Source organism: Anaerobacillus sp. (assembly GCF_046314235.1).
In the GTDB taxonomy this organism is placed as follows: domain Bacteria; phylum Bacillota; class Bacilli; order Bacillales; family Anaerobacillaceae; genus Anaerobacillus.
On sequence record NZ_JBKBWN010000010.1, the window covers coordinates 146,731 to 167,962 of the forward strand.

Annotated in this window: 25 protein-coding genes; all 25 read left to right on the forward strand. The window is 38.7% G+C overall.

Annotated features, from left to right (window positions below; genetic code table 11):
* The first annotated feature begins 66 nt into the window (after positions 1 to 66).
* Complete coding sequence (locus ACK4M9_RS14985) at positions 67 to 711, forward strand: low molecular weight protein arginine phosphatase (protein WP_409852150.1); 645 nt, start codon at positions 67 to 69, stop codon at positions 709 to 711.
* A 114-nt stretch (positions 712 to 825) separates the two neighbouring features.
* The gene (locus ACK4M9_RS14990) at positions 826 to 2,121 is read left to right on the forward strand and encodes a methyl-accepting chemotaxis protein (protein WP_409852153.1); all 1,296 of its coding nucleotides are present in this window, start codon (positions 826 to 828) and stop codon (positions 2,119 to 2,121) included.
* 20 nt (positions 2,122 to 2,141) lie between these two features.
* Positions 2,142 to 2,579, forward strand: a complete 438-nt coding sequence (gene rpiB, locus ACK4M9_RS14995; RefSeq protein ID WP_409852155.1) for a ribose 5-phosphate isomerase B — start codon at positions 2,142 to 2,144, stop codon at positions 2,577 to 2,579.
* A gap of 144 nt (positions 2,580 to 2,723) precedes the next feature.
* Positions 2,724 to 3,296: a TIGR01440 family protein gene (locus ACK4M9_RS15000; RefSeq protein ID WP_409852158.1), complete on the forward strand. Its 573-nt coding sequence runs from the start codon at positions 2,724 to 2,726 to the stop codon at positions 3,294 to 3,296.
* Between the two features lie 106 nt (positions 3,297 to 3,402).
* Complete coding sequence (locus ACK4M9_RS15005) at positions 3,403 to 4,644, forward strand: serine hydroxymethyltransferase (RefSeq protein ID WP_409852161.1); 1,242 nt, start codon at positions 3,403 to 3,405, stop codon at positions 4,642 to 4,644.
* 318 nt (positions 4,645 to 4,962) lie between these two features.
* Positions 4,963 to 5,592 (forward strand): uracil phosphoribosyltransferase, encoded by a 630-nt coding sequence (gene upp, locus ACK4M9_RS15010; RefSeq protein ID WP_409852163.1) that lies wholly within the window; start codon positions 4,963 to 4,965, stop codon positions 5,590 to 5,592.
* A gap of 377 nt (positions 5,593 to 5,969) precedes the next feature.
* Positions 5,970 to 8,225 (forward strand): S8 family serine peptidase, encoded by a 2,256-nt coding sequence (locus ACK4M9_RS15015; protein ID WP_409852166.1) that lies wholly within the window; start codon positions 5,970 to 5,972, stop codon positions 8,223 to 8,225.
* Between the two features lie 465 nt (positions 8,226 to 8,690).
* Positions 8,691 to 8,924: an AtpZ/AtpI family protein gene (locus ACK4M9_RS15020; protein WP_409852169.1), complete on the forward strand. Its 234-nt coding sequence runs from the start codon at positions 8,691 to 8,693 to the stop codon at positions 8,922 to 8,924.
* 58 nt (positions 8,925 to 8,982) lie between these two features.
* The gene (locus ACK4M9_RS15025; protein WP_409852171.1) at positions 8,983 to 9,348 is read left to right on the forward strand and encodes an ATP synthase subunit I; all 366 of its coding nucleotides are present in this window, start codon (positions 8,983 to 8,985) and stop codon (positions 9,346 to 9,348) included.
* 39 nt (positions 9,349 to 9,387) lie between these two features.
* Positions 9,388 to 10,095, forward strand: a complete 708-nt coding sequence (atpB, locus tag ACK4M9_RS15030) for a F0F1 ATP synthase subunit A (protein ID WP_409852247.1) — start codon at positions 9,388 to 9,390, stop codon at positions 10,093 to 10,095.
* Positions 10,096 to 10,201: 106 nt separating this feature from the next.
* The gene (atpE, locus tag ACK4M9_RS15035; RefSeq protein ID WP_261180390.1) at positions 10,202 to 10,417 is read left to right on the forward strand and encodes a F0F1 ATP synthase subunit C; all 216 of its coding nucleotides are present in this window, start codon (positions 10,202 to 10,204) and stop codon (positions 10,415 to 10,417) included.
* Positions 10,418 to 10,507: 90 nt separating this feature from the next.
* Complete coding sequence (atpF, locus tag ACK4M9_RS15040) at positions 10,508 to 10,999, forward strand: F0F1 ATP synthase subunit B (protein WP_409852173.1); 492 nt, start codon at positions 10,508 to 10,510, stop codon at positions 10,997 to 10,999.
* Complete coding sequence (locus ACK4M9_RS15045; protein ID WP_409852175.1) at positions 10,996 to 11,544, forward strand: F0F1 ATP synthase subunit delta; 549 nt, start codon at positions 10,996 to 10,998, stop codon at positions 11,542 to 11,544. Before atpF ends, ACK4M9_RS15045 begins: the two co-directional genes overlap by 4 nt.
* Positions 11,545 to 11,562: 18 nt before the next feature.
* Complete coding sequence (gene atpA, locus ACK4M9_RS15050; protein ID WP_409852178.1) at positions 11,563 to 13,071, forward strand: F0F1 ATP synthase subunit alpha; 1,509 nt, start codon at positions 11,563 to 11,565, stop codon at positions 13,069 to 13,071.
* An 84-nt stretch (positions 13,072 to 13,155) separates the two neighbouring features.
* A complete protein-coding gene (locus ACK4M9_RS15055) occupies positions 13,156 to 14,013 on the forward strand; it encodes a F0F1 ATP synthase subunit gamma (RefSeq protein ID WP_409852181.1) in 858 nt (285 codons plus the stop codon).
* A 38-nt stretch (positions 14,014 to 14,051) separates the two neighbouring features.
* Positions 14,052 to 15,464, forward strand: a complete 1,413-nt coding sequence (atpD, locus tag ACK4M9_RS15060; RefSeq protein WP_409852184.1) for a F0F1 ATP synthase subunit beta — start codon at positions 14,052 to 14,054, stop codon at positions 15,462 to 15,464.
* 255 nt (positions 15,465 to 15,719) lie between these two features.
* A complete protein-coding gene (locus ACK4M9_RS15065) occupies positions 15,720 to 16,124 on the forward strand; it encodes a F0F1 ATP synthase subunit epsilon (protein WP_409852187.1) in 405 nt (134 codons plus the stop codon).
* 346 nt (positions 16,125 to 16,470) lie between these two features.
* Positions 16,471 to 16,842, forward strand: a complete 372-nt coding sequence (locus ACK4M9_RS15070; RefSeq protein WP_409852190.1) for an NADH-quinone oxidoreductase subunit A — start codon at positions 16,471 to 16,473, stop codon at positions 16,840 to 16,842.
* Entirely contained in the window at positions 16,833 to 17,369 is a 537-nt protein-coding gene (locus ACK4M9_RS15075; RefSeq protein WP_409852193.1) for a NuoB/complex I 20 kDa subunit family protein, read from the forward strand. Before ACK4M9_RS15070 ends, ACK4M9_RS15075 begins: the two co-directional genes overlap by 10 nt.
* Positions 17,366 to 17,842, forward strand: coding sequence for an NADH-quinone oxidoreductase subunit C (locus ACK4M9_RS15080; protein WP_409852195.1), 477 nt, complete (start codon positions 17,366 to 17,368; stop codon positions 17,840 to 17,842). Before ACK4M9_RS15075 ends, ACK4M9_RS15080 begins: the two co-directional genes overlap by 4 nt.
* A 16-nt stretch (positions 17,843 to 17,858) precedes the next feature.
* Entirely contained in the window at positions 17,859 to 18,968 is a 1,110-nt protein-coding gene (locus tag ACK4M9_RS15085; protein ID WP_409852198.1) for an NADH-quinone oxidoreductase subunit D, read from the forward strand.
* Positions 18,968 to 19,924, forward strand: coding sequence for an NADH-quinone oxidoreductase subunit NuoH (gene nuoH / locus ACK4M9_RS15090; protein ID WP_409852201.1), 957 nt, complete (start codon positions 18,968 to 18,970; stop codon positions 19,922 to 19,924). The genes ACK4M9_RS15085 and nuoH overlap by 1 nt, the downstream gene beginning before the upstream one ends.
* Before the next feature lie 5 nt (positions 19,925 to 19,929).
* Positions 19,930 to 20,382, forward strand: a complete 453-nt coding sequence (locus tag ACK4M9_RS15095; protein WP_409852204.1) for a NuoI/complex I 23 kDa subunit family protein — start codon at positions 19,930 to 19,932, stop codon at positions 20,380 to 20,382.
* Positions 20,379 to 20,876 carry an NADH-quinone oxidoreductase subunit J gene (locus ACK4M9_RS15100; RefSeq protein WP_409852206.1) on the forward strand — a complete coding sequence of 166 codons (498 nt, stop codon included), beginning with the start codon at positions 20,379 to 20,381 and terminating at the stop codon, positions 20,874 to 20,876. Before ACK4M9_RS15095 ends, ACK4M9_RS15100 begins: the two co-directional genes overlap by 4 nt.
* 1 nt (position 20,877) lies before the next feature.
* Complete coding sequence (gene nuoK, locus ACK4M9_RS15105; protein WP_409852209.1) at positions 20,878 to 21,186, forward strand: NADH-quinone oxidoreductase subunit NuoK; 309 nt, start codon at positions 20,878 to 20,880, stop codon at positions 21,184 to 21,186.
* Positions 21,187 to 21,232 lie beyond the last annotated feature (46 nt).

Sequence of the window (21,232 nt, forward strand, 5' to 3'; positions counted from 1 at the left end):
TTATGAAAAAGCTCTTATATAATTTTGTATAACATTGTAACATTATAGCAGAAGGGAAGTGGGGAAATGGAAAAGTTCCTCTTCGTGTGTACGGGAAATACTTGTAGAAGCCCACTCGCACAAGCTCTTTTAAAAGAGAAGCGACCGGATATTGAAGTTAAATCAGCAGGTGTTAATGCTTTGCCGGGGATGAAGGCGTCTGATGGTACTTTAAAGATTTTGGCTGAAAAAGGAATTTCTTTTAATCATTCTTCAAGTCAAGTAAATGAACAATTGATAGAGTGGGCTGATATTGTCCTAACGTTGACGGAAAGTCATAAAGCAACCTTAATTAAACAATTCCCAGCTTTTGTCGATAAAATATATACGTTAAAAGAATACGCTTTCAACAAGGATTTGGAGGAAACATACCGAACGCTGCAACAGCATTATGTTGAAATGGAGCTGAAACAAGCGCAATTTATTCAAAAACATAAAGATGAAATAGAAGAATTGAGTAAGCGTCAAGACATCGGTGCCCAGAAACAACTCGATAATCTAAATAAATCACTTCAACAATTATTAACAGAAGAGCGTGAACAAATTGAAAGGCTGGAAAAGCTCTTACCTACTTTTGATGTCTCTGATCCATTCGGAGGTTCAATAGAAGTTTATAGAAGGACGGCTAAAGAAATAGAGGAGGCCATTGATAAACTGCTAACAAAGTTATAAACGCATTAAATATTAATGACTAAAGGCGAACTGGAAATTAGGAAAATGAAGATAAGTAAGGTACAGCGTCTATTAGGCTCTAAACAATTTCACTAAAAAGCGGAGGCACATGTAATGAGTAAAAAGAAGAAATATACGTTTAGTCTAAGAAAAAAGTTGGTAGTAGGTATTACTACCGTTGCTGCAATTACTTATGGAACGAGTGCCTTTTTTATTTTTTACTGGAGTGAGGTTTTAGGAACTAGACTTGGTGTTAACGAGGATATCTTTACAAGTGTTACACTGATCCTTGGTGTCATTTGGTGTGCAATCCTCGGCTATATCGGTGCCGGTTTTATTACAAAACCATTGACGAGACTCGAAGAAGCATCAAGGAAAGTAGCTAGTGGTGATATTAGTGTCGATGTAGATGTCACTAAATCTGATGATGAAATTCGTGCGCTAGGCTTAGCGTATCAAGAAATGGTCCAAAACTTACGTGGAATGGTTTCCGATATTGAAACAAACTTCCAATTAACAAATGTAAAAGTTAGTAATATCAAAAATTCGTCGCAATCAGCAGCTCATCAAGCTGAAAATATTGGACGAACAGTTAATGAAATCGCGGCGGGTGCAGAAAACTCTGCTAGCGCCATTCAAAGAACGGCAGAGTTAATGGAAGATGTTTCACAGTTAGCAGATCAAGTTCAAGATCGAGCGGTTGTATCCAAAGAACTTTCAATTGAAATGGTAGAAACATTAGCTGAGAGTAAGCAAGTGATTAACACGCTAGTATCAGGAATTAATCAGTTAGCACAAGATAACCAAAATTCATTAACAGTAGTAAACCGTTTAGAATCGCATGCGAAAAAAGTAGGTGAGATTATCTCTTTAGTCGGAGATATTGCTGAACAAACAAACTTACTTGCTCTAAATGCATCAATAGAGGCGGCGAGGGCTGGTGAGCAAGGAAGAGGTTTTGCTGTTGTTGCTGATGAAGTGCGTAAATTAGCAGACGAGAGTTCTAAAGCTGTGCAAGGAATTTCTGGCTTAATCAAAAATATTCAGGATGAAGTAGCTAACGTTGTTTCGCAAATATCGAAACAAGTCGAGGTAGCAAATAAGGAAGCTGAAAAAGGCTCACATACAAATGAAGCTATCGCAGAAATGACTAAATCAGTGAATGAAGTAGCGAATGCTGTTCAAGATATAACAGAGATTATTAATCGTCAGCGCCAAGCGATTAAAGTGACAACAAAGGAATCGCAAGAAGTAGCAGCGATTGCCGAGGAAACATCTGCAGGAACTTTAGAAGTGTCTTCTACAACTCAAGAGCAAGCGGCAGTGATGCAAGAAATTGCGTCTTCAGCCGAAGTTTTAGCAAGCCAAGCTAGTGAGCTACAAAAAACGATTGGTAAATTTACAACTTAATTTTGGAAGAGGGGCGTCAAATGAAAGTAGCAATTAGTTCAGACCATGGTGGCATTAATATTAAAGCTGAGATCATTGATCTTATGAATGAAATGAATATACAATATGAGGATCTAGGCTGTACTTGTGGGGAATCAGTAGATTATCCTGACTATGCATTACCAGTTGCAAAAAAGGTAGCGAACAAGGAAGTTGATCGAGGCATCCTTATTTGTGGCACTGGAATTGGTATGAGTATTGCAGCGAACAAAGTAAGAGGCATTCGTTGTGCTCTTGTCCACGATACTTTTAGTGCACAAGCAACTAGAGAACATAATGATAGCAATGTATTAGCAATGGGTGAAAGAGTTATTGGGCCAGGTTTAGCTAGAGATATTGCGAAAGTTTGGTTAGAAACTGAGTTTTTAGGTGGTCGTCATGCTCGCCGTGTCGAAAAAATCACCCTATTAGAAAAATAATAAAATTCTTAAATCCATCAGCTAGAGATGAAATCTCTGTCTGGTGGATATTTAGTAGTATCAAATTTTTTAAAAGAGGTGCTTTGAGCAATTAAGACAACTCGAAGTTCTAAACTAAAAACTATAAAAAGTTGGTGATTGTAATTGAGTTCTATAGGGCAAATTTTTGATCAGGTTAATCAGGCCTTAGTTGATTTAAATAATAAAATGGCATTCACTAAAGAACATGTTTTAGTCATTGGCACGAGCACAAGTGAAGTAGTTGGCCAACACATCGGTACATCTGGAACAAAAGAAGTAGCTGAAGTGATTTTTCGGGCATTACAATTATTTCAGGAAAAAACAGGTGTACAGCTAGCTTTCCAGTGTTGTGAACATTTAAACCGAGCCTTAGTTGTTGAAGAAAATACACAAAGACAATATAATTTAGAACAAGTGTCAGTTATCCCTATTCCTAAAGCTGGTGGTTCGATGGCAGCTTATGCATACCAGCAGTTCGAAAACCCTACGGTTGTTGAATTTATTAAAGCGGATGCTGGGATAGATATAGGTGATACGTTAATAGGTATGCACTTGAAACATGTCGCTGTTCCTGTAAGAAGCCAAATAAAAATGATTGGTGAAGCTCATTTAACGTTAGCGATCACAAGGCCTAAGTTAATTGGGGGAGTAAGAGCAGTTTATGAATTGCAAGAAGAAGAAGGTAATTGTGACTAAAAATTTTTCTTTTTCAAAAATTTCAAGTTCAAATCATGATCAAATGTGATAAAATAGTGAACGTGAGATTTCTTTAACGATTTAATGTATGGAAGGGGATTGTAAAATGGAACGTCTAAAGCATCAGGATCCAAAACTTTATGAAGCAATGCAAGATGAATTATCAAGACAACGCGATAAAATTGAATTAATTGCATCGGAAAACTTTGTAAGTGAAGCGGTAATGGAAGCGCAAGGCTCAGTCTTAACAAATAAATATGCTGAGGGCTATCCTGGGAAGCGATATTATGGCGGGTGTGAACATGTTGATGTCGTTGAGGATATCGCAAGAGACCGTGCCAAGGAGATTTTTGGAGCTGAACATGTAAACGTTCAACCACATTCAGGTGCTCAAGCAAATATGGCTGTTTATTTTACAATTTTAAACCATGGCGATACAGTATTGGGAATGAACCTTTCCCATGGTGGTCACTTAACTCATGGAAGCCCGGTCAACTTTAGTGGTGTTCAATATAACTTTGTTGAATATGGGGTTGATGAAGTAACGCACCTAATAAATTATGAAGATGTCCTAGAAAAAGCGAGAGTACATAAACCTAAGTTAATTGTTGCTGGAGCAAGTGCTTATCCAAGAGCGATTGATTTTAAGAAGTTCCGTGAAATCGCTGATGAAGTTGGTGCTTACTTCATGGTCGACATGGCTCATATAGCAGGACTTGTTGCTGCTGGAGTTCATGAAAATCCAATTCCATATGCTGATTTTGTTACAACAACAACTCATAAAACACTCCGTGGCCCTCGTGGTGGAATGATCTTATGTAAAGAAGAATGGGCGAAGAAAATAGATAAGTCAATTTTCCCTGGAATTCAAGGTGGTCCATTAATGCATGTTATTGCAGCCAAAGCAGTTGCATTAGGTGAGGTCCTTCAACCTGAATTTAAACAGTACGGTGAGCGAGTTGCTGAAAATGCAAATCGTCTTGCGAACAAGCTTGTAGAAAAAGGAATTGATTTAGTATCTGGTGGAACTGACAACCACTTAGTTCTTCTTGATTTACGAAGCTTAGAGATGACTGGAAAAGTTGCTGAAAAAGCCTTAGATGATATTGGTATTACAACAAACAAGAACACCATTCCATTCGATCCACAAAGTCCATTTGTTACTAGCGGAATTCGCATCGGTACAGCAGCAGTAACATCCCGTGGATTGGGGTTAGAAGATATGGACGAGATTGGTGAAATTATTGCATTAACGTTAAAAAATATTGAAAATGAAGAAAAGCTTGCTGAAGCAAAAGAGCGTGTTGCTGCGCTCATGAGCAAACATTCTTTATATCCAAATTTATAAAAATAAAAAAAGCACAAAGTGTCAGTTGTCGAACTTTGTGCTTTTTTGTCGTTTGGCTAGAAAGTCACATGATTTGGCTAGTAAGTGAGTGATTTTCGCTAGTAAATTCTTAGAAAAATAAATTAACAAGTTAAGTTATGCAATGATCAGTCTACAAAAGATGAGTAAATCGGCGAATTTTCAACAATATGTGGAGACTTTTTAATTATTTCTTGAAGTTATCGTACTTTTTATGTAAAATCTTCAAGGAGCAAAAAAGAGTTAACGTGGTATATTAACTTATAGTACATAACTCTAAAGAATAGGAGCGGGTAGCAGATGAGTAAGGTATTTGTTTTTGATCATCCATTAATTCAACACAAATTAACGTACATTAGAGATAAGAGTACAGGGACTAAGGAGTTTCGTGAACTAGTAGACGAAGTGGCGGCATTAATGGCATTTGAAATTACTCGTGATCTTCCCCTGAAAGATGTAACTGTAGAAACGCCAGTCGGACCGGCAAAGTCAAAAACGATCGCTGGGAAAAAATTAGGTTTAGTTCCTATTTTACGTGCAGGTTTGGGGATGGTAGATGGAATATTAAAGTTAATCCCAGCTGCAAAAGTTGGACATGTTGGCTTATATCGTGACCCTGAAACATTACAGCCGGTAGAATATTACGTAAAGCTTCCAACAGATGTGGAGGAGCGAGAGTTTATCGTTATCGACCCGATGCTTGCTACAGGGGGATCAGCTGCAGAAGCCATCAACTCATTAAAAAAACGTGGTGCCAAGAATATTAAATTGATGTGTTTAATAGCTGCTCCAGAGGGTGTAGAAGTTGTCCAAAAGGAACACCCGGATGTAGATATTTATTTAGCGGCAATGGATGAAAAGTTAAATGAAAAAGGATACATCGTCCCAGGCTTAGGTGACGCTGGAGATCGTTTATTCGGAACAAAGTAAATCTATTCCATTTTTTAAAAGGAATATGTATATCAACTATATTAATAAAAGATCTGTATCTCGCTTCCTAAAAGCGGTGCAGATCTTTTTGTTTTTTTAGGATCTTATATGTTTTAAGATGCTTGACAGAATTGTCGGGGCATACTAGGGCGTTTGTGCTTTGTTCTTTTTCTGAGTACTTTGTATTAGGAAGTCCTTACCGAGTAAAACATTCGCATGTTTTTGTCATAATGTGGAACGCTAAAAAAGCTAATTATACAAAAGGAATGATTTTCATGCTTTTAAGAAATTAGCTACTACACGGTTTTACTTAACTATCTAAGTGCACTAAAAATACTTGAAATTCAATAAAAACAGGGAGGGAAAAACGGAATCGGATGAAAAAAATATTATTATTGACCTTGATATTTACAGTTAGCTTTATACAACAAGTTTTAGCGGCAACTTTTCCAGAACGCCCTCCAACAAACAAAGGAAATGGCGAAGAAGAGACAGTCGTTATGGTAGAGGTCGAGGGAAATCCAAATGAGATATTGACCCAGATTGAACGAGAACTTCCTAATAGCCAACTTCGAAAAATATTTCAGTCGCTATTTACCGGTTTTTCTTTAGGAATACAAAAGCAGGATATTGAAGTGCTTGAAAAGATTGCAGGCATTAAACGAATCGATCCATTACGAACATATGAAGTAACATTGGATGAAAGTGTGCCGTTCATTGGTGGTGACAAAATCCGAGGCAAGTTAGATAAAAAAGGGCAACGCCTAACCGGTAAAGGGATAAAAATTGCAGTTATAGATACTGGCATTGATTACGAACACCCAGACTTAAAGAAAAATTTCAAGGGTGGATACGACGTCGTTGACCAAGATGGAGACCCGATGGAGACGACGAAGGAGCAAGGTCTTTCTACCATCCATGGTACTCACGTAGCTGGTATTATTGCTGCGAATGGGAAAATAAAAGGCGTTGCTCCGGAAGCTGAAATATATGCCTATAGAGCCTTAGGTCCCGGTGGAAAAGGGACGACAGAACAGGTTATCGAAGCCATTGAGAAAGCAGTGGACGATGGCGTTGACATAATCAATCTTTCTTTAGGCAATACGGTGAACGGTCCTGATTGGCCAACGAGTATTGCTTTAGATAAAGCAGTTGAAAAAGGTGTAATAGCCGTGACGTCTAATGGTAATAGTGGTCCAAATATGTGGACAGTAGGATCACCCGGTACATCACTGAGAGCAATCTCTGTAGGAGCTTCTACACCTCCATTAAAAGTACCTTATTTAACTTATGAAAGTGAAGATCGCGAAATAGCTCTGAATATGTTGGTAGGTTCAAAGCCTTGGACATTTAAAAGAGATATTCCTATTAAAGAAGTAGGGCTCGGTAGAACTGAGGATATGAAAGACGTCAAAAATAAACTTGTGCTTGTTAAAAGAGGTGTAATTCCTTTTGTTGAAAAGGCAAAAACTGCCCAACTTGCTGGTGCTAGAGGTGTCATTATTTACAACAATACGCCAGGGCCATTTATGGGTGCACTAGAAATGCAGTTAGATATTCCTGTAGTTTCGATTTCAAAAGAAGATGGTGAATGGCTAAAAGACAAGGTTGATCTAAAGGAGAGTAATTATCTGCGCACGATCTATCGAAAGGAAGAAGATCAAATTGCCCCATTTAGTTCAAGAGGACCAGTTACCCACACGTGGGGGGTAAAGCCTGATGTTGTTGCGCCTGGTGTTGCAATTGATAGTACGATACCTAAAGGGTACTTAGGGTTAAACGGAACGAGTATGTCTGCGCCGCATGTCGCAGGAACAGCTGCTTTAGTTAAACAAGCTCATCCAGATTGGACTCCTGATGAAATAAAAGCAGCAATTATGAATACAGCAAAACCTATTGAAGATAAGGAAGGGAAGCCGTACTCTCCGCATGAACAAGGAACAGGTCGTATTCAAGTAGGAAAGGCAGTGCAAGCTGAGACGCTAGTATACCCAGGGACAGTTGGATTTGGGAAATGGACAAGGGAGCAATCGAGGCATTTAAAAGAAGTAGAGATAACCATCAAAAACACATCTCAAAGAACGCGGACATATCACGTTAAGCCGCCTTTTATCGTCCCAGACGGAATTCAATGGAAGGTACCTTTTTCTATTACATTGAAACCGGGTGAAGAAAAGCAAGTCCCGGTCACGATCGACATCTTACCAGCTGTTTTTCAATCAGGTATTCATTACGGTGAGTTTGTCGTTGAAGGTGGTAGAGACCCGGTTCGCGTTCCATACATGTTTTTTATTGAAGAACCGAACTACCCTCGTCTAATGGCATTCTCATTTGAGTTTGGCGATGAGGAAGGCGAATATCGTTACGAAATTTATTTGCCGGGGGGAGCGGAAGAAGTCGGTATTGCCCTGTACGATCCTGACACGTTCCAATTTATTAAATATCTAGATGTAAAAGAAGATGTTGATCGCGGTCTACTCGAAGTAGAATTAGATGATTTACAACTTGAGGAAGGTATTTATAAAACACTCGTTTACGCCATGAAAGAAGGAAAAGAAGATCTTATTGAAACAACAATTTATATCGGTGAGGATATAGAGAAAATATCTGGGCATAACATGCATATTAGATAAGGTTAAGAAGCAGAATGCTATTTATGTTGTTAAAGTAGCATTCTGCATAAAAAACTGCTTAAAATTTGTGGTTAGGCACAATGTTTAATTAAAATAGAGTTATGGTTTTTACCGTATTTTTAATTTCAAACATTTACCACAAAAAAAATGTTGCATATGTTGAACATTTCTTGTCAATATAAGTTATAATGATTTTGTGAAATAGTAAACTTTTTTCACCGAATTGTCCTATTTTAGAATGGGAGTTAGCACTGTGCAAATAAAGTTAACTTAATTTTTTTTATTTTGTAAATCCGTTGACAGATGTTAGACCCTATTGTACGATTACAAAGGACATAATGATAGGGTTTACATTAAGAACTCTCTCTGCATAGTACTTCCATTTGTTACATAACAGTTTTTCAATGTTTAGAGTGTAGTTTAAAGTTTTTCAATTTATACTTCGAACATAAATAAGGGGTATTTATGCAAAATCCTGAACGCTTTAAACAAACAATGAGATCACTTGCCCTTATGTCTACGATTAGTTCCTATTTGCTAGGTTCGATACTAGTAGGTGTTTTTGGTGGTAGATGGCTTGACAACTACTTTGAAACAAAATCAGTATTTCTCATTATTGGACTTTTTATAGGCCTTGGAACTGGTACTTACGGGGTTGTTATCGCTGTAAAGCATTTTTTTAAGGGACAGGATCAATGAGAGATCAAGGGGAACAAGGCTAGTAGCATCTGTTTCTCTAAGGAGAAGATTGGTAATCGTGGACTATATATCTTTAACTAAGCGCTATACAGTATATGCAGCTATTATTATGGGTTTCTTCGTGGTTTTAGCCTTTACAACTACATACACTTCCATTTTTCTTGGGCTTTTGTTAGGTTCTGTCATCAGCTTGAGCAATTTATGGAGTACATATTTTCAAGTGAAAAGGTTAGGCGAATCGATGGAAATCGGACGAGCAAAGTTATCGTTAGGAACCCTATTTCGTTTTGCTCTAGTGTTAGGCGCAGTGTATATCGCGATCCAATACCCCGATAAATTCCACTTTATAAGTGTGGTCATAGGTTTAATGCTAACCTATATCATCATATTAGTTAATTCATTATTTCAACTTAAACATCTATAGTATGAAAAGAGGTGAAACGAATTGGTAACAAAACCTCCCATGAGGGAAATATTCGGTCTTGACGTCAATATGTCTAGTATTTTAATGACAACGGTAGCGGCAGCAATTGTCTTTTTTGTTTGTTTTTTTATGTCGCGTAGAATTCAAATGAAACCAACAGGTGCACAAAATGCTTTAGAATGGCTAGTTGATTTTGTTAAGAACATTATTAATAGTAATATGGACTGGAAAGTCGGAAAGAACTTTGTCATGCTTGGCTTAACAATTATTTTGTATGTATTTGTCGCCAACATGTTGGGTGTTCCTTTCGAGATTAAGTCAAAGATTGCTGAGGGTGTTTATGAAGTATGGTGGAAATCACCGACATCAGACCCAGTATTGACGTTGTCCTTAGCGGCATTTGTCATTCTGTTAACCCATTACTATGGCATTAAGCTTAAAGGTCCTAAAGAATACGGGAAGGACTATTTCCGTCCGGTACCATTCTTATTTCCGTTCAAGATTATTGAGGATTTTTCTAACACACTAACGCTTGGAATGCGTCTTTTCGGTAACATTTATGCAAAAGAAGTTCTAATGATGATGCTGGTAGGTCTAGGAACGGGTGGCTTTTTGCTGGCATTTGGTACAGCAATACCGCTTATGATTTGGCAAGCATTTAGTATTTTCATTGGTTCACTTCAAGCGTTCATCTTCTGTATGTTGACGATGGTATATATGTCACATAAAGTCAGTGAAGATCATTAAAGTTAGCAACAAAGCTTGTATAACATTGTTTTTCCATTTGTCTTGTTCATTCAGGGCGTAATAATAAAAAAAACTAATTTTTCATATCTTAAAGGAGGATTTTTTCATGGTATTTTTATCAGCGGCAATCGTAGCAGCATTAGCAGCAATCGCAGGGGCATTTGGGGTAGCAATCATCGTTCGTGCTACTTTAGAAGGAGTTACTCGTCAACCGGAAATCAAAGGTTCACTTCAAACAATCATGTTCATTGGTGTTCCATTAGCAGAGGCACTTCCTATCCTTGCAATCGTTATCTCATTCTTAATCTTAGGTAACGCTTAATCTTTTAATTTTTAAAAAAATGGCGGAGAAGGTTACTATTGATCAATCTTCGCCATTCCTTATGTAAGATTAGAAAAGGAGGAGAATGTTTTGTTTACAAATATTCCTTGGATCAACGCGGTCTATCAACTAGTAGTATTCTTGATTCTCCTTATGTTACTTAAAAAGTTCGCTTTTGGGCCAATCATTGCGATGATGCAAAAGCGTGAGGAGCATATTGCAAATCAAATTACTTCTGCAGAAAGAAACCGTGAAGAAGCAGAAAAATACTTAGTAGAACAACGTGAAGAAATTCAAAAAGCTCGTACTGAAGCTCAAAGTATTATTGCAAACGCGAAAAAACTTTCTGAGCAACAAACAGAAGAGATGATTAAATCAGCTAAAGTTGACACTGAAAGAATGAAGGAAGCAGCATTAGCTGAAATTAAAAGAGAAAAAGAACAAGCTGTTTCGGCATTACGCGAGCAAGTTGCGTCTCTTTCTGTTTTAGTAGCAACAAAAGTGATCGAGAAGGAACTTGACGAGAAGGCTCAATCTAAGCTTATCGAAGATTACCTTAAAGAAGTAGGCGAAGATCTATGAAACAAGATCACGTAGCAAAAAGGTATGCTATAGCTGTATTTGAACTAGCAAAAGAGCAAAATACGGTAGCTCAAACGACAGAAGAGTTGAAGGTTGTAAGTGAAGTCGTAAAAAATACCAATCTATTTGATACGTTCTTCAAACATCCGAAAGTGTCGCTAAACGAAAAGAAAGATCTTGTGAGAGCAAGCTTTCAAGGGCAAATTAGTGATACGTTGCTAAATACATTATTCCTTCTCATCGACAAAAAGCGTGAGGGGATTCTTTTTAAAATGGTAGAAGAATTCTTGAAGCTTACAAACGAAGAGCAAGGTGTTGCAGAAGCGAAAGTATATACTGCTAAGCCACTTACAGATGTTGAAAAGATTGCTTTTGAAGCAACTTTTTCAAAAATATCTGGAAAAGGGAGACTTACCATTAATAATATCGTTGATCCTGAATTAATCGGCGGTTTTAAAGTCCGTATTGGTGATCGTATATATGATGGAAGCGTTTTAAACCAACTAAGACGTATTGAACGTCGTATGATTTCTGGAAAACGTTAGTAGATAGGGGTGAAGGATATGAGCATCAAAGCTGATGAAATTAGCTTAATTATAAAAAAGCAAATTGAAGACTATCAGTCTGAAGTTGAAATTAATGATGTCGGTACCGTTATCCAAGTTGGGGATGGTATTGCATTAGCACACGGTTTAGAAAATGCGATGGCTGGAGAGCTTCTTGAGTTTTCTAATGGTGTAATGGGTATGGCTCAAAACCTAGAGGAAAATGCTGTCGGGATTATTATTCTTGGCCCTTACACAGATATTCGTGAAGGTGATGAGGTAAAAAGAACAGGCCGTATCATGGAGGTTCCTGTAGGTGAAGCACTTCTTGGTCGTGTAGTTAACTCTTTAGGTCAACCTGTTGATGGTTTAGGACCAATTGAAACAACTGAAACTCGTCCAATTGAATACAATGCTCCTGGAGTAATGGATCGTAAATCAGTTCACGAGCCACTTCAAACAGGAATTAAAGCGATCGACTCTTTAATTCCAATTGGTCGTGGTCAGCGTGAGTTAATTATCGGAGACCGCCAAACAGGTAAAACAGCAATCGCTATTGATACAATTATTAACCAAAAGAATGAAAATATGATTTGTATCTATGTTGCGATTGGACAAAAGGAATCTACAGTTGCAGGTGTTGTTGAAACACTTCGCCAACAAGGTGCCCTTGATTACACAATTGTTGTTACAGCGAGTGCGTCTCAACCAGCACCATTATTATTCTTAGCACCTTACGCTGGGGTAACGATGGGCGAGCACTTCATGTACAATGGTAAGCATGTTTTAGTTATTTATGATGATTTAACAAAACAAGCATCTGCTTACCGTGAGCTTTCATTATTACTTCGTCGTCCTCCAGGTCGTGAAGCATATCCAGGGGATGTATTCTACTTACACTCACGTTTATTAGAGCGTGCAGCTAAGTTAAGTGATGCAAAGGGTGGCGGTTCATTAACTGCACTACCATTCATCGAAACACAAGCAGGTGACGTTTCTGCGTATATTCCAACAAACGTTATCTCAATCACAGATGGACAAATATTCTTACAATCAGATCTTTTCTTCTCAGGGGTACGTCCAGCGGTTAACGCAGGTCTTTCAGTATCTCGTGTAGGGGGTTCTGCTCAAATTAACGCAATGAAAAAAGTTGCTGGTACACTACGTCTAGACTTAGCATCTTACCGCGAATTAGAAGCATTCGCGCAGTTCGGTTCAGACTTAGATAAAGCGACACAAGCGAAGCTTAACCGTGGTGCACGTACAGTTGAAGTACTAAAGCAAGGCCTACATGAGCCACTTGCTGTTGAGAAACAAGTACTAATTCTATTTGCGTTAACGAAAGGTTTCATAGACGATATCGCAATAGAAGATGTGAAACGTTTTGAAGAAGAACTTTACACGCACTTCGATCACAACAACAAAAATCTACTAGAGCAAATCCGTTCAACTGGTAAACTGCCTGACGAAACTGAACTGAAGGCTGCAATTGAAGCATTTAAGAAAAACTTCGTAAGTTCAAAATAGTAGAGCTGATCAAAAGGTAGGAATTGCTTTTTGAAATCCTCTAAAAATGGGATACCAGTTTAGAATAAAGGTGGTGAACGGAACATGGCTTCTTTAAGAGATATTAAAAATAGAATTACATCTACAAAGAAGACGAAGCAAATTACAAAGGCGATGCAAATGGTGTCTGCTGCTAAGCTTAACAAAGCGCAACTGAAGGCCCAAAACTTTCAGCCTTATACTGATAAAATTCGTGATGTTGTTGTCTCTATTGCTGGTGGCAGTTCAGAAAAAACACATCCGATGATGCAGAAACGCCCAGTAAATAAAACAGGTTATATCGTTATTACGTCTGATCGTGGTTTAGCTGGTGCTTATAACAGTTCAATACTTCGTGCTGTAATGAACATGATTAAGGAACGTCATCAATCACCTGATGAGTACGGTTTAATTGTGATGGGACGTATTGGCCGCGATTTTTTCAAGAAACGCAGAATGCCAATAATTCAGGAAATCGTTGGATTATCCGATAACCCTACGTATGCAGATATTAAAAATATCGCAAGCACAACAGTTCAAATGTTTACTGATGAAATCTTTGACGAATTGTTTGTCTATTACAATCACTTTGTCAGCCCGATTAAACAAGACGTAACAGAAACTAAGCTGTTACCGTTAACTGAACTATCATCAGACGCAGCAACTCCAGAATATATTTACGAACCAGATGAAGATGTAATCCTAGAACAGCTATTACCACATTATGCGGAAAGCTTAATCTTTGGTGCGCTTCTTGATGCAAAAGCAAGTGAATTCGGTGCAAGGATGACTGCAATGAGCTCGGCAACAGACAATGCTGGTGCGCTTATTGATGACCTTACACTCAAATATAACCGTGCCCGACAAGCTGCAATCACACAAGAGATTACAGAAATTGTTGGTGGAGCGGCGGCCCTTGAATAACCTTATCTCTGCTTGAATGGAAGTTAGGAGGAAAAATTATGAACAAAGGACGCGTAACTCAAGTAATGGGACCTGTTGTTGACGTAAAGTTCAACCGCGGTGAACTACCTGAGATTTATAACGCTTTAAAGATCTCTCACAAAGCACAAAATGCTGGTGAAGTTGATATCGAGTTAACATTAGAAGTTGCTCTTCACTTAGGTGACGATTCAGTTCGTACAGTTGCGATGGCTTCTACAGACGGAGTTGTCCGTGGATTGGAAGTAATCAATACAGGTGCACCAATTTCAGTACCAGTAGGTGAAGTAACGTTAGGTCGTGTGTTTAACGTATTAGGAGAAAACATCGACTTAGATGAGCCGGTTCCGGCCAATGTAAGAAGAGACCCGATCCATAGATCTGCACCTAAATATGAAGAACTATCAACTACAACAGAAATTCTTGAAACAGGAATTAAAGTTGTAGACTTACTAGCTCCTTATATTAAGGGTGGTAAGATTGGTTTATTCGGTGGTGCCGGTGTAGGTAAAACAGTATTAATCCAGGAATTAATCAATAACATCGCTCAAGAGCATGGCGGTATTTCAGTATTCGCAGGTGTAGGTGAGCGTACTCGTGAAGGAAATGACCTTTTCCACGAGATGAGTGATTCTGGAGTTATTAAGAAAACGGCGATGGTATTCGGTCAGATGAATGAGCCACCTGGAGCACGTATGCGTGTAGCCTTAACTGGTTTAACAATGGCAGAATATTTCCGTGATGATCAAGGTGCAGACGTATTATTATTTATCGATAATATCTTCCGCTTTACACAAGCAGGTTCTGAAGTATCAGCCCTTCTGGGCCGTATGCCTTCAGCGGTAGGTTATCAGCCAACTCTAGCAACAGAAATGGGTCAGCTTCAAGAGCGTATCACATCAACAAAAACAGGTTCTGTAACATCGATCCAAGCGATCTATGTACCTGCCGATGACTATACGGATCCGGCTCCTGCTACAGCTTTCGCTCACTTAGATGCAACAACAAACCTTGAGCGTAAGCTATCAGAAATGGGTATTTACCCTGCGGTAGATCCGCTTGCTTCAACTTCAAGAGCACTTGCTCCTGAAATTGTTGGTAAAGAGCACTATGAAGTGGCTCGTCGTGTTCAGCAAACACTACAAAAGTATAAAGAATTACAAGATATTATCGCCATCTTAGGGATGGATGAATTATCTGAAGATGACAAGCTAATCGTACACCGTGCTCGTCGTATTCAATTCTTCTTATCACAAAACTTCCACGTTGCTGAGCAATTCACTGGACAACCAGGTTCTTACGTACCAGTTAAAGAAACAATTCAAGGGTTCAAAGAAATCCTTGATGGTAAGTACGATGATCTTCCAGAAGATGCATTCCGTCTTGTTGGACGTATTGAAGAAGTTGTTGAAAAAGCGAAAGCGATGGCATAGAAAAGCGGAAGCGCCTTGCTAAGCCCCGACATGCAAATGTTCTGACAGGAAAAAAGTAGGTTTATCACTTTTTTAACTGGCAGGTTATTTGACCTCGAGGGGCTAGGCGCTGTAGCTAGACATCATGATAAATAAGTTTAGATCCTAAACTTAATTAATCTAAGCTATTTTAGTGAAGATATATTTCACTGAATTAGTCTCCACTCATAGAGAAGCCACGCACTGTGGCTACCAGAGTGCTTAAGGAGGGTTTTCATGAAGACAATGAATGTCACTGTTGTAACCCCTGATGGTAAAGTATTCGATGGAGACGTTGAAATGGTAAGTGTGAATACGATTAACGGCGGACTTGGTATTTTACCAAACCATATCCCTTTAGTTACTCCTTTAACCATTGGAGCGGTTCGAATAAAAAAAGATTCTGAGATAACACTTGTAGCAATTACTGGCGGCTTAATGGAAGTACGCGGTGACCAAGTTAGTATCCTTGCAGAATCAGCTGAATTGCCATCAGATATCGACATTTCACGTGCGCGTGCCGCTAAGGAACGTGCGGAACGTCGCCTGCAACAAGCAATAAAAGATGATCTCGACTTCAAACGTGCAGAAATGGCCCTTAAACGTGCGATTAACCGTTTGAATGTTGCTGAAAGAAAATAAAAAAGACGCCTCGGCGTCTTTTTTCTTTTAGATTTTCATGTAAGTGATTAAATAAAAAGGACAATAAATTATCATACTAGTACAGCAACTTAAATCTAGTAGTACAATTATATTTTTTATTCCGAAGTTCGACAATTATCGCCATGCATTCGACCTCTCTGGTTTAGCGATAATAGTTTGAAAATTATTATAAGATCAAGGCTCCGCTTAATTTATAACATTTAGATAGTGTTATGTATAACAATTTGAATATTGAGAAAAATGTGGACATATTTTGAACGGCTTTGTTATAATTTAGAAGGGGAGTTGAAATACAAATAAAGCAAGGAATGGAGGGAGAGAGCGCATGGATTTGGATTTATATCTAAACAGTTATGTGTATGTCATCATATTTTTGCTTTTAGGTATTGCACTTCCAGTCGGAGGATTGACGTTTGGTAAGCTTTTGAGACCACACAACCCATATCCTGAAAAATTAGTTCCATATGAAAGTGGAATTTTGCCAACTGGAGATGCTCAAGTGCGGTTCAACGTGGCCTACTACATAGTTGCGCTAGAGTTCGTAGTATTTGATGTTGAAACCGTTTTCTTATATCCTTGGGCGGTTGCCCTTGACCATCTTGGATGGTTCGGGATCAATGCAATGCTTATATTTATTGTTGTACTTGGGTTAGGCCTTGCGTACTCTTGGAAAAAGAAGGTGCTAGAATGGAACTAAGAAAACAGGGGTTAGAGGAATTCGATCCAGCTGTAGTCGAAGAAGTACAGCGTAATGTACTAATTACAAAGGTTGAGGAAGTGAAAGCATGGGCACGAACGAGGTCATTTTGGCCACTGACATTCGGTCTAGCTTGTTGTGCAATCGAAATGATGGCAACAGGAGCTGCACGTTATGACTTAGATCGCTTCGGTGTTATCTTCCGTGCATCACCGCGTCATGCTGACTTAATGATCGTTGCGGGAACTGTGACTGCGAAAATGGCACCAGTTGTAAAACGCCTATACGATCAAATGCCTGAACCTAAATGGGTAATTGCAATGGGGTCTTGTGCTACATGTGGCGGCCCATATCACAAAGCTTATAGTGTTGTTAACGGCGTTGACAAAATCGTTCCTGTCGATGTTTACATCCCAGGTTGTCCACCAACTCCACCTGCGCTGTTAGACGGCATTGAGAAACTTCGTATCCAAATCAGGGAAGAAGCAAAGGGTAAGAGAAGGAAGAAGGTGGGCCAAAGGATATGAGTCAACAATTATTAGATATAGTATTGAAAAAAATTGAAGATTTATCAGGCCCGGAAGTAGTTGTTGAAAGTAAATTAAATTTCAATGAACCTTTTTTGACGATCGATACTGAGAACTGGAAATTAGAAATTGTTCAGATGTTGGTAGACGATGAAAAATTGAGGTTCGATTTTCTATGCTGTTTAACAGGTGTAGACTATGCAGAGCATATGGAAGTCATTTATAACTTTTATTCGATGGAATTAGATCAATACCTTTGTATTAAGGTTAAGATGCCAAGATCTAATCCAAAAGTAATATCCGTACAACCTGTTTGGAAAACGGCGGATTGGCATGAGCGAGAAGCTTATGATTTATTAGGAATTGAGTTTATCGGTCATCCAAACCTATCCCGAATTTTATTAGAGGATGACTGGGTTGGTCATCCGCTTCGTAAAGACTACAAGTTTGATAAAGAAGAAATGGGTTTATAGTAGGGGGTGACTGTTGATGAGTATAAAAACAGAGCAAATGGTATTAAATATCGGCCCGCAACATCCTAGTACGCACGGTGTATTTCGTATTGAGGTTGTGATAGAAGGTGAGATAATTAAACAAGCAAAACCTGTGATCGGTTATTTACATCGAGGATCAGAAAAACTTGCTGAAGACTTAGTTTACTCGCAGTTTATCCCGTATACTGACCGCCTTGATTACATGAATGCAATGACTAATAACTACGTCTATTGTGCTGCTATTGAGAAGTTAATGGAAATTGAAGTTCCTGAGAGAGCTGAATATTTGCGTGTCATTACGATGGAGTTAAACCGGGTCGCAAGTCATCTAGTCTGGTGGGGAACGTACCTGCTTGACATCGGTGCTTTAAGTCCATTTATTTATGCTTTCAGAGATCGTGATACGATCCTTGATCGTTTAAATGAAATAAGTGGTGCAAGAATGACGTTTAACTACATGCGTATTGGCGGTGTGAAGTGGGATGCGCCAGTTGGTTGGATCGAAAAGGTTCAAGAAACAGTGAAGTTACTCCGTAAAAACTTTGAAGAGTATGACAGGCTCGTAACTGGAAATGAAGTATTCGTTGGTCGAACAAAAGGTGTCGGAATTATCACGAAAGAAGATGCAATAAATTGGGGGCTTTCAGGTCCAATTTTACGTGGTAGTGGTGTCAAGTTTGACTTAAGAAGAGATCAACCTTATTCAATTTACGATCGCTTTGATTTTGAAATACCGACAAGAGAAGAAGGCGACTGCTTTGCAAGATATGAAGTAAGGCTTGAAGAAATGCGACAGTCTTTGCGAATTGTTGAGCAAGCATGTGAGCAAATTGTTGAAGGAGACATTATTCACAAAAAAGGCCAACGACTTATGATGATTAAACCGCCAGCTGGAGAAACATATTTCCGCTGTGAGGCTTCAAAAGGTGAAATTGGTGTTTATGTTGTCAGCAACGGAAAAAATAAGCCGTACCGCGTAAAACTACGTCGTCCTTCGTTTGTTAACGTAGAAATCCTTGCAGATATGCTGAAAGACAGAAACATTGCCGACTTAGTTGCGATCTTTGGAAGTCTTGATGTCGTTCTCGGGGAGGTCGATGCATAATGGATTTATTATTTATGATTACGTATGCAGTAATCATTCTAGGGATGCTACTAGGAGCAGTTACCTTTGCGATCCTTTTTGAAAGAAAAGTTATTGGTTACATGCAAGTTCGTATCGGTCCAAACCGTCATGGTCCTTGGGGATTACTGCAAACGGTAGCCGATGTTATGAAACTTTTGATGAAGGAAGATATTATTCCTGCACAGGTTGACCGGAAAGTCTTCATGATTGCACCAATCATTGCTTTTGCACCATCCTATATGATTTTAGCAACAATATCATGGAGTGAAGGTCTTGCTGGTGCCGACTTAAATATTGGTGTCCTTTACTTTATCGGAATTTCTTCAATTACAACAATCGGCGTATTGATGGGTGGATGGAGTTCGAACAATAAATATTCATTAATGGGAGCTATGCGTTCAGTTGCGCAAATGATCAGTTATGAGATTCCGCTAGTTCTTGCAATTATTGGGGTTGTTATCTTAGCTGGATCTCTCAATTTAAGGGATATCGTATTTGCGCAGCAAAGCATGGGTGTTTGGTTTATCATTCCGCAGTTTTTAGGTTTTGTTATTTATATGATTGCTGCCATTGCCGAATTAAACAGATCTCCATTTGACTTACCAGAAGCAGAAAGTGAGCTTGTTTCAGGTTATCACACAGAATATAGTGGATTTCGTATGGCATTCTTCTTCCTTGCTGAGTATGTGTATGCAATCGCAATTTCTGCTCTTGCCACAACGTTATTCCTTGGTGGATGGTTAGGGCCAGTGTTACCAGGCATTGTGTGGTTCTTGCTTAAAATGTGTTTGTTTATGTTCATTTGGTTTTGGTTACGTGCAACAATGCCACGTGTCAGAGTGGACCAGTTAATGTCCTTTGGATGGAAGGTTTTAATACCACTAGCACTTCTTAACATTGTCATTACGGCAGTGATAAAAGTATGGATGGGGTGATGTAAATGTTTAACTTTTTAAAAGGATTCGGCATAACACTGAAATACTTCGTAAAACCAAAGGTAACCATCCAGTACCCTGAACAAAAACCAGACATTCCAGATCGTTTTCGTGGCATTCAACGCTTTTTCCCGGATAAATGTATCGTCTGTAACTTATGTGTAACGGCTTGTCCGACAGATGTTATTACATTAACAGGGAAACCAAGTCCTGAAAATCCAAAGAAAAAAGTGATCGACACGTATAATATTGATTTTCAAGGCTGTATTTTATGTGACTTTTGTACAGAAGTTTGTCCAACTGAAGCAATTGTTATGACAACAAAGTATGATAATCTTTCAGACTATACTCGTGATCCGATGTTCAAGGATATTGAGTGGTTAACAAATAATGAAGTATACGGAAATTACACTATTGAAGAGCCGGTTGAAGAAACAGAGCGAGGTGAAGAAAAATGAATGGAGAGTTAATTATTTTTCTAATCCTGGCAATTCTAGCTATCTCATGTTCAGTTTTAGTTATCGTTTTACAACGGATTGCTCATCGTGTATTGTGTATGGCATTTACCTTCTTTGCAGTTGCTGGTATTTACTTTCTGCTTAGAGCGGAATTTATCGGTATTGTTCAAATCATGGTCTACGTAGGGGCGCTCTCAATTCTCTTCGTATTCGGTATGATGATGACTGACCATAAATCAGTTTCGTTCGGACCAGAGAAAACTCAAGTTCATAAAATGGTGAGCTTAGTAGGGGTAGGAGCACTGTTAGTTTTAATGCTAAATGGTATTTTTACTCTTGATGTACCAGGGGGCGGGGAGCTTTATATTGGTACTGCAGAACAGATTGGAATTGAGCTATACGGGAATTACGTCATCGCATTCCAAGGTGCAGGTATATTATTACTTGCCGCTTTAGTAGGGGCCATTGTGTTGGCACGAAAGGAGGCCGATTAGAATGGTACCAATAACGTTATATCTTGCCTTAGCAGCTATTCTATTTTGTATCGGCTTATATGGGGTACTTACGAGAAGACATCTCGTAATTGTTCTTGTTTCTGTAGAGTTAATGTTAAACGCGGTCAATATTAATCTAGTAGCATTTTCTAGTATTGGACCATTTGCCAATATTACAGGGCAAGTATTTACTCTATTTGTCATAACTGTAGCTGCCGCTGAAGCAGCCGTTGGTTTAGCGATTTTAATTGCCTTATATCGTAACCGCAAATCAATTGATGTTATGAAACAAGATCTTATGCGTTGGTAAGGCTATAGATACAGATCGTAATCAAAAAAACGTAAAACAGAACCGT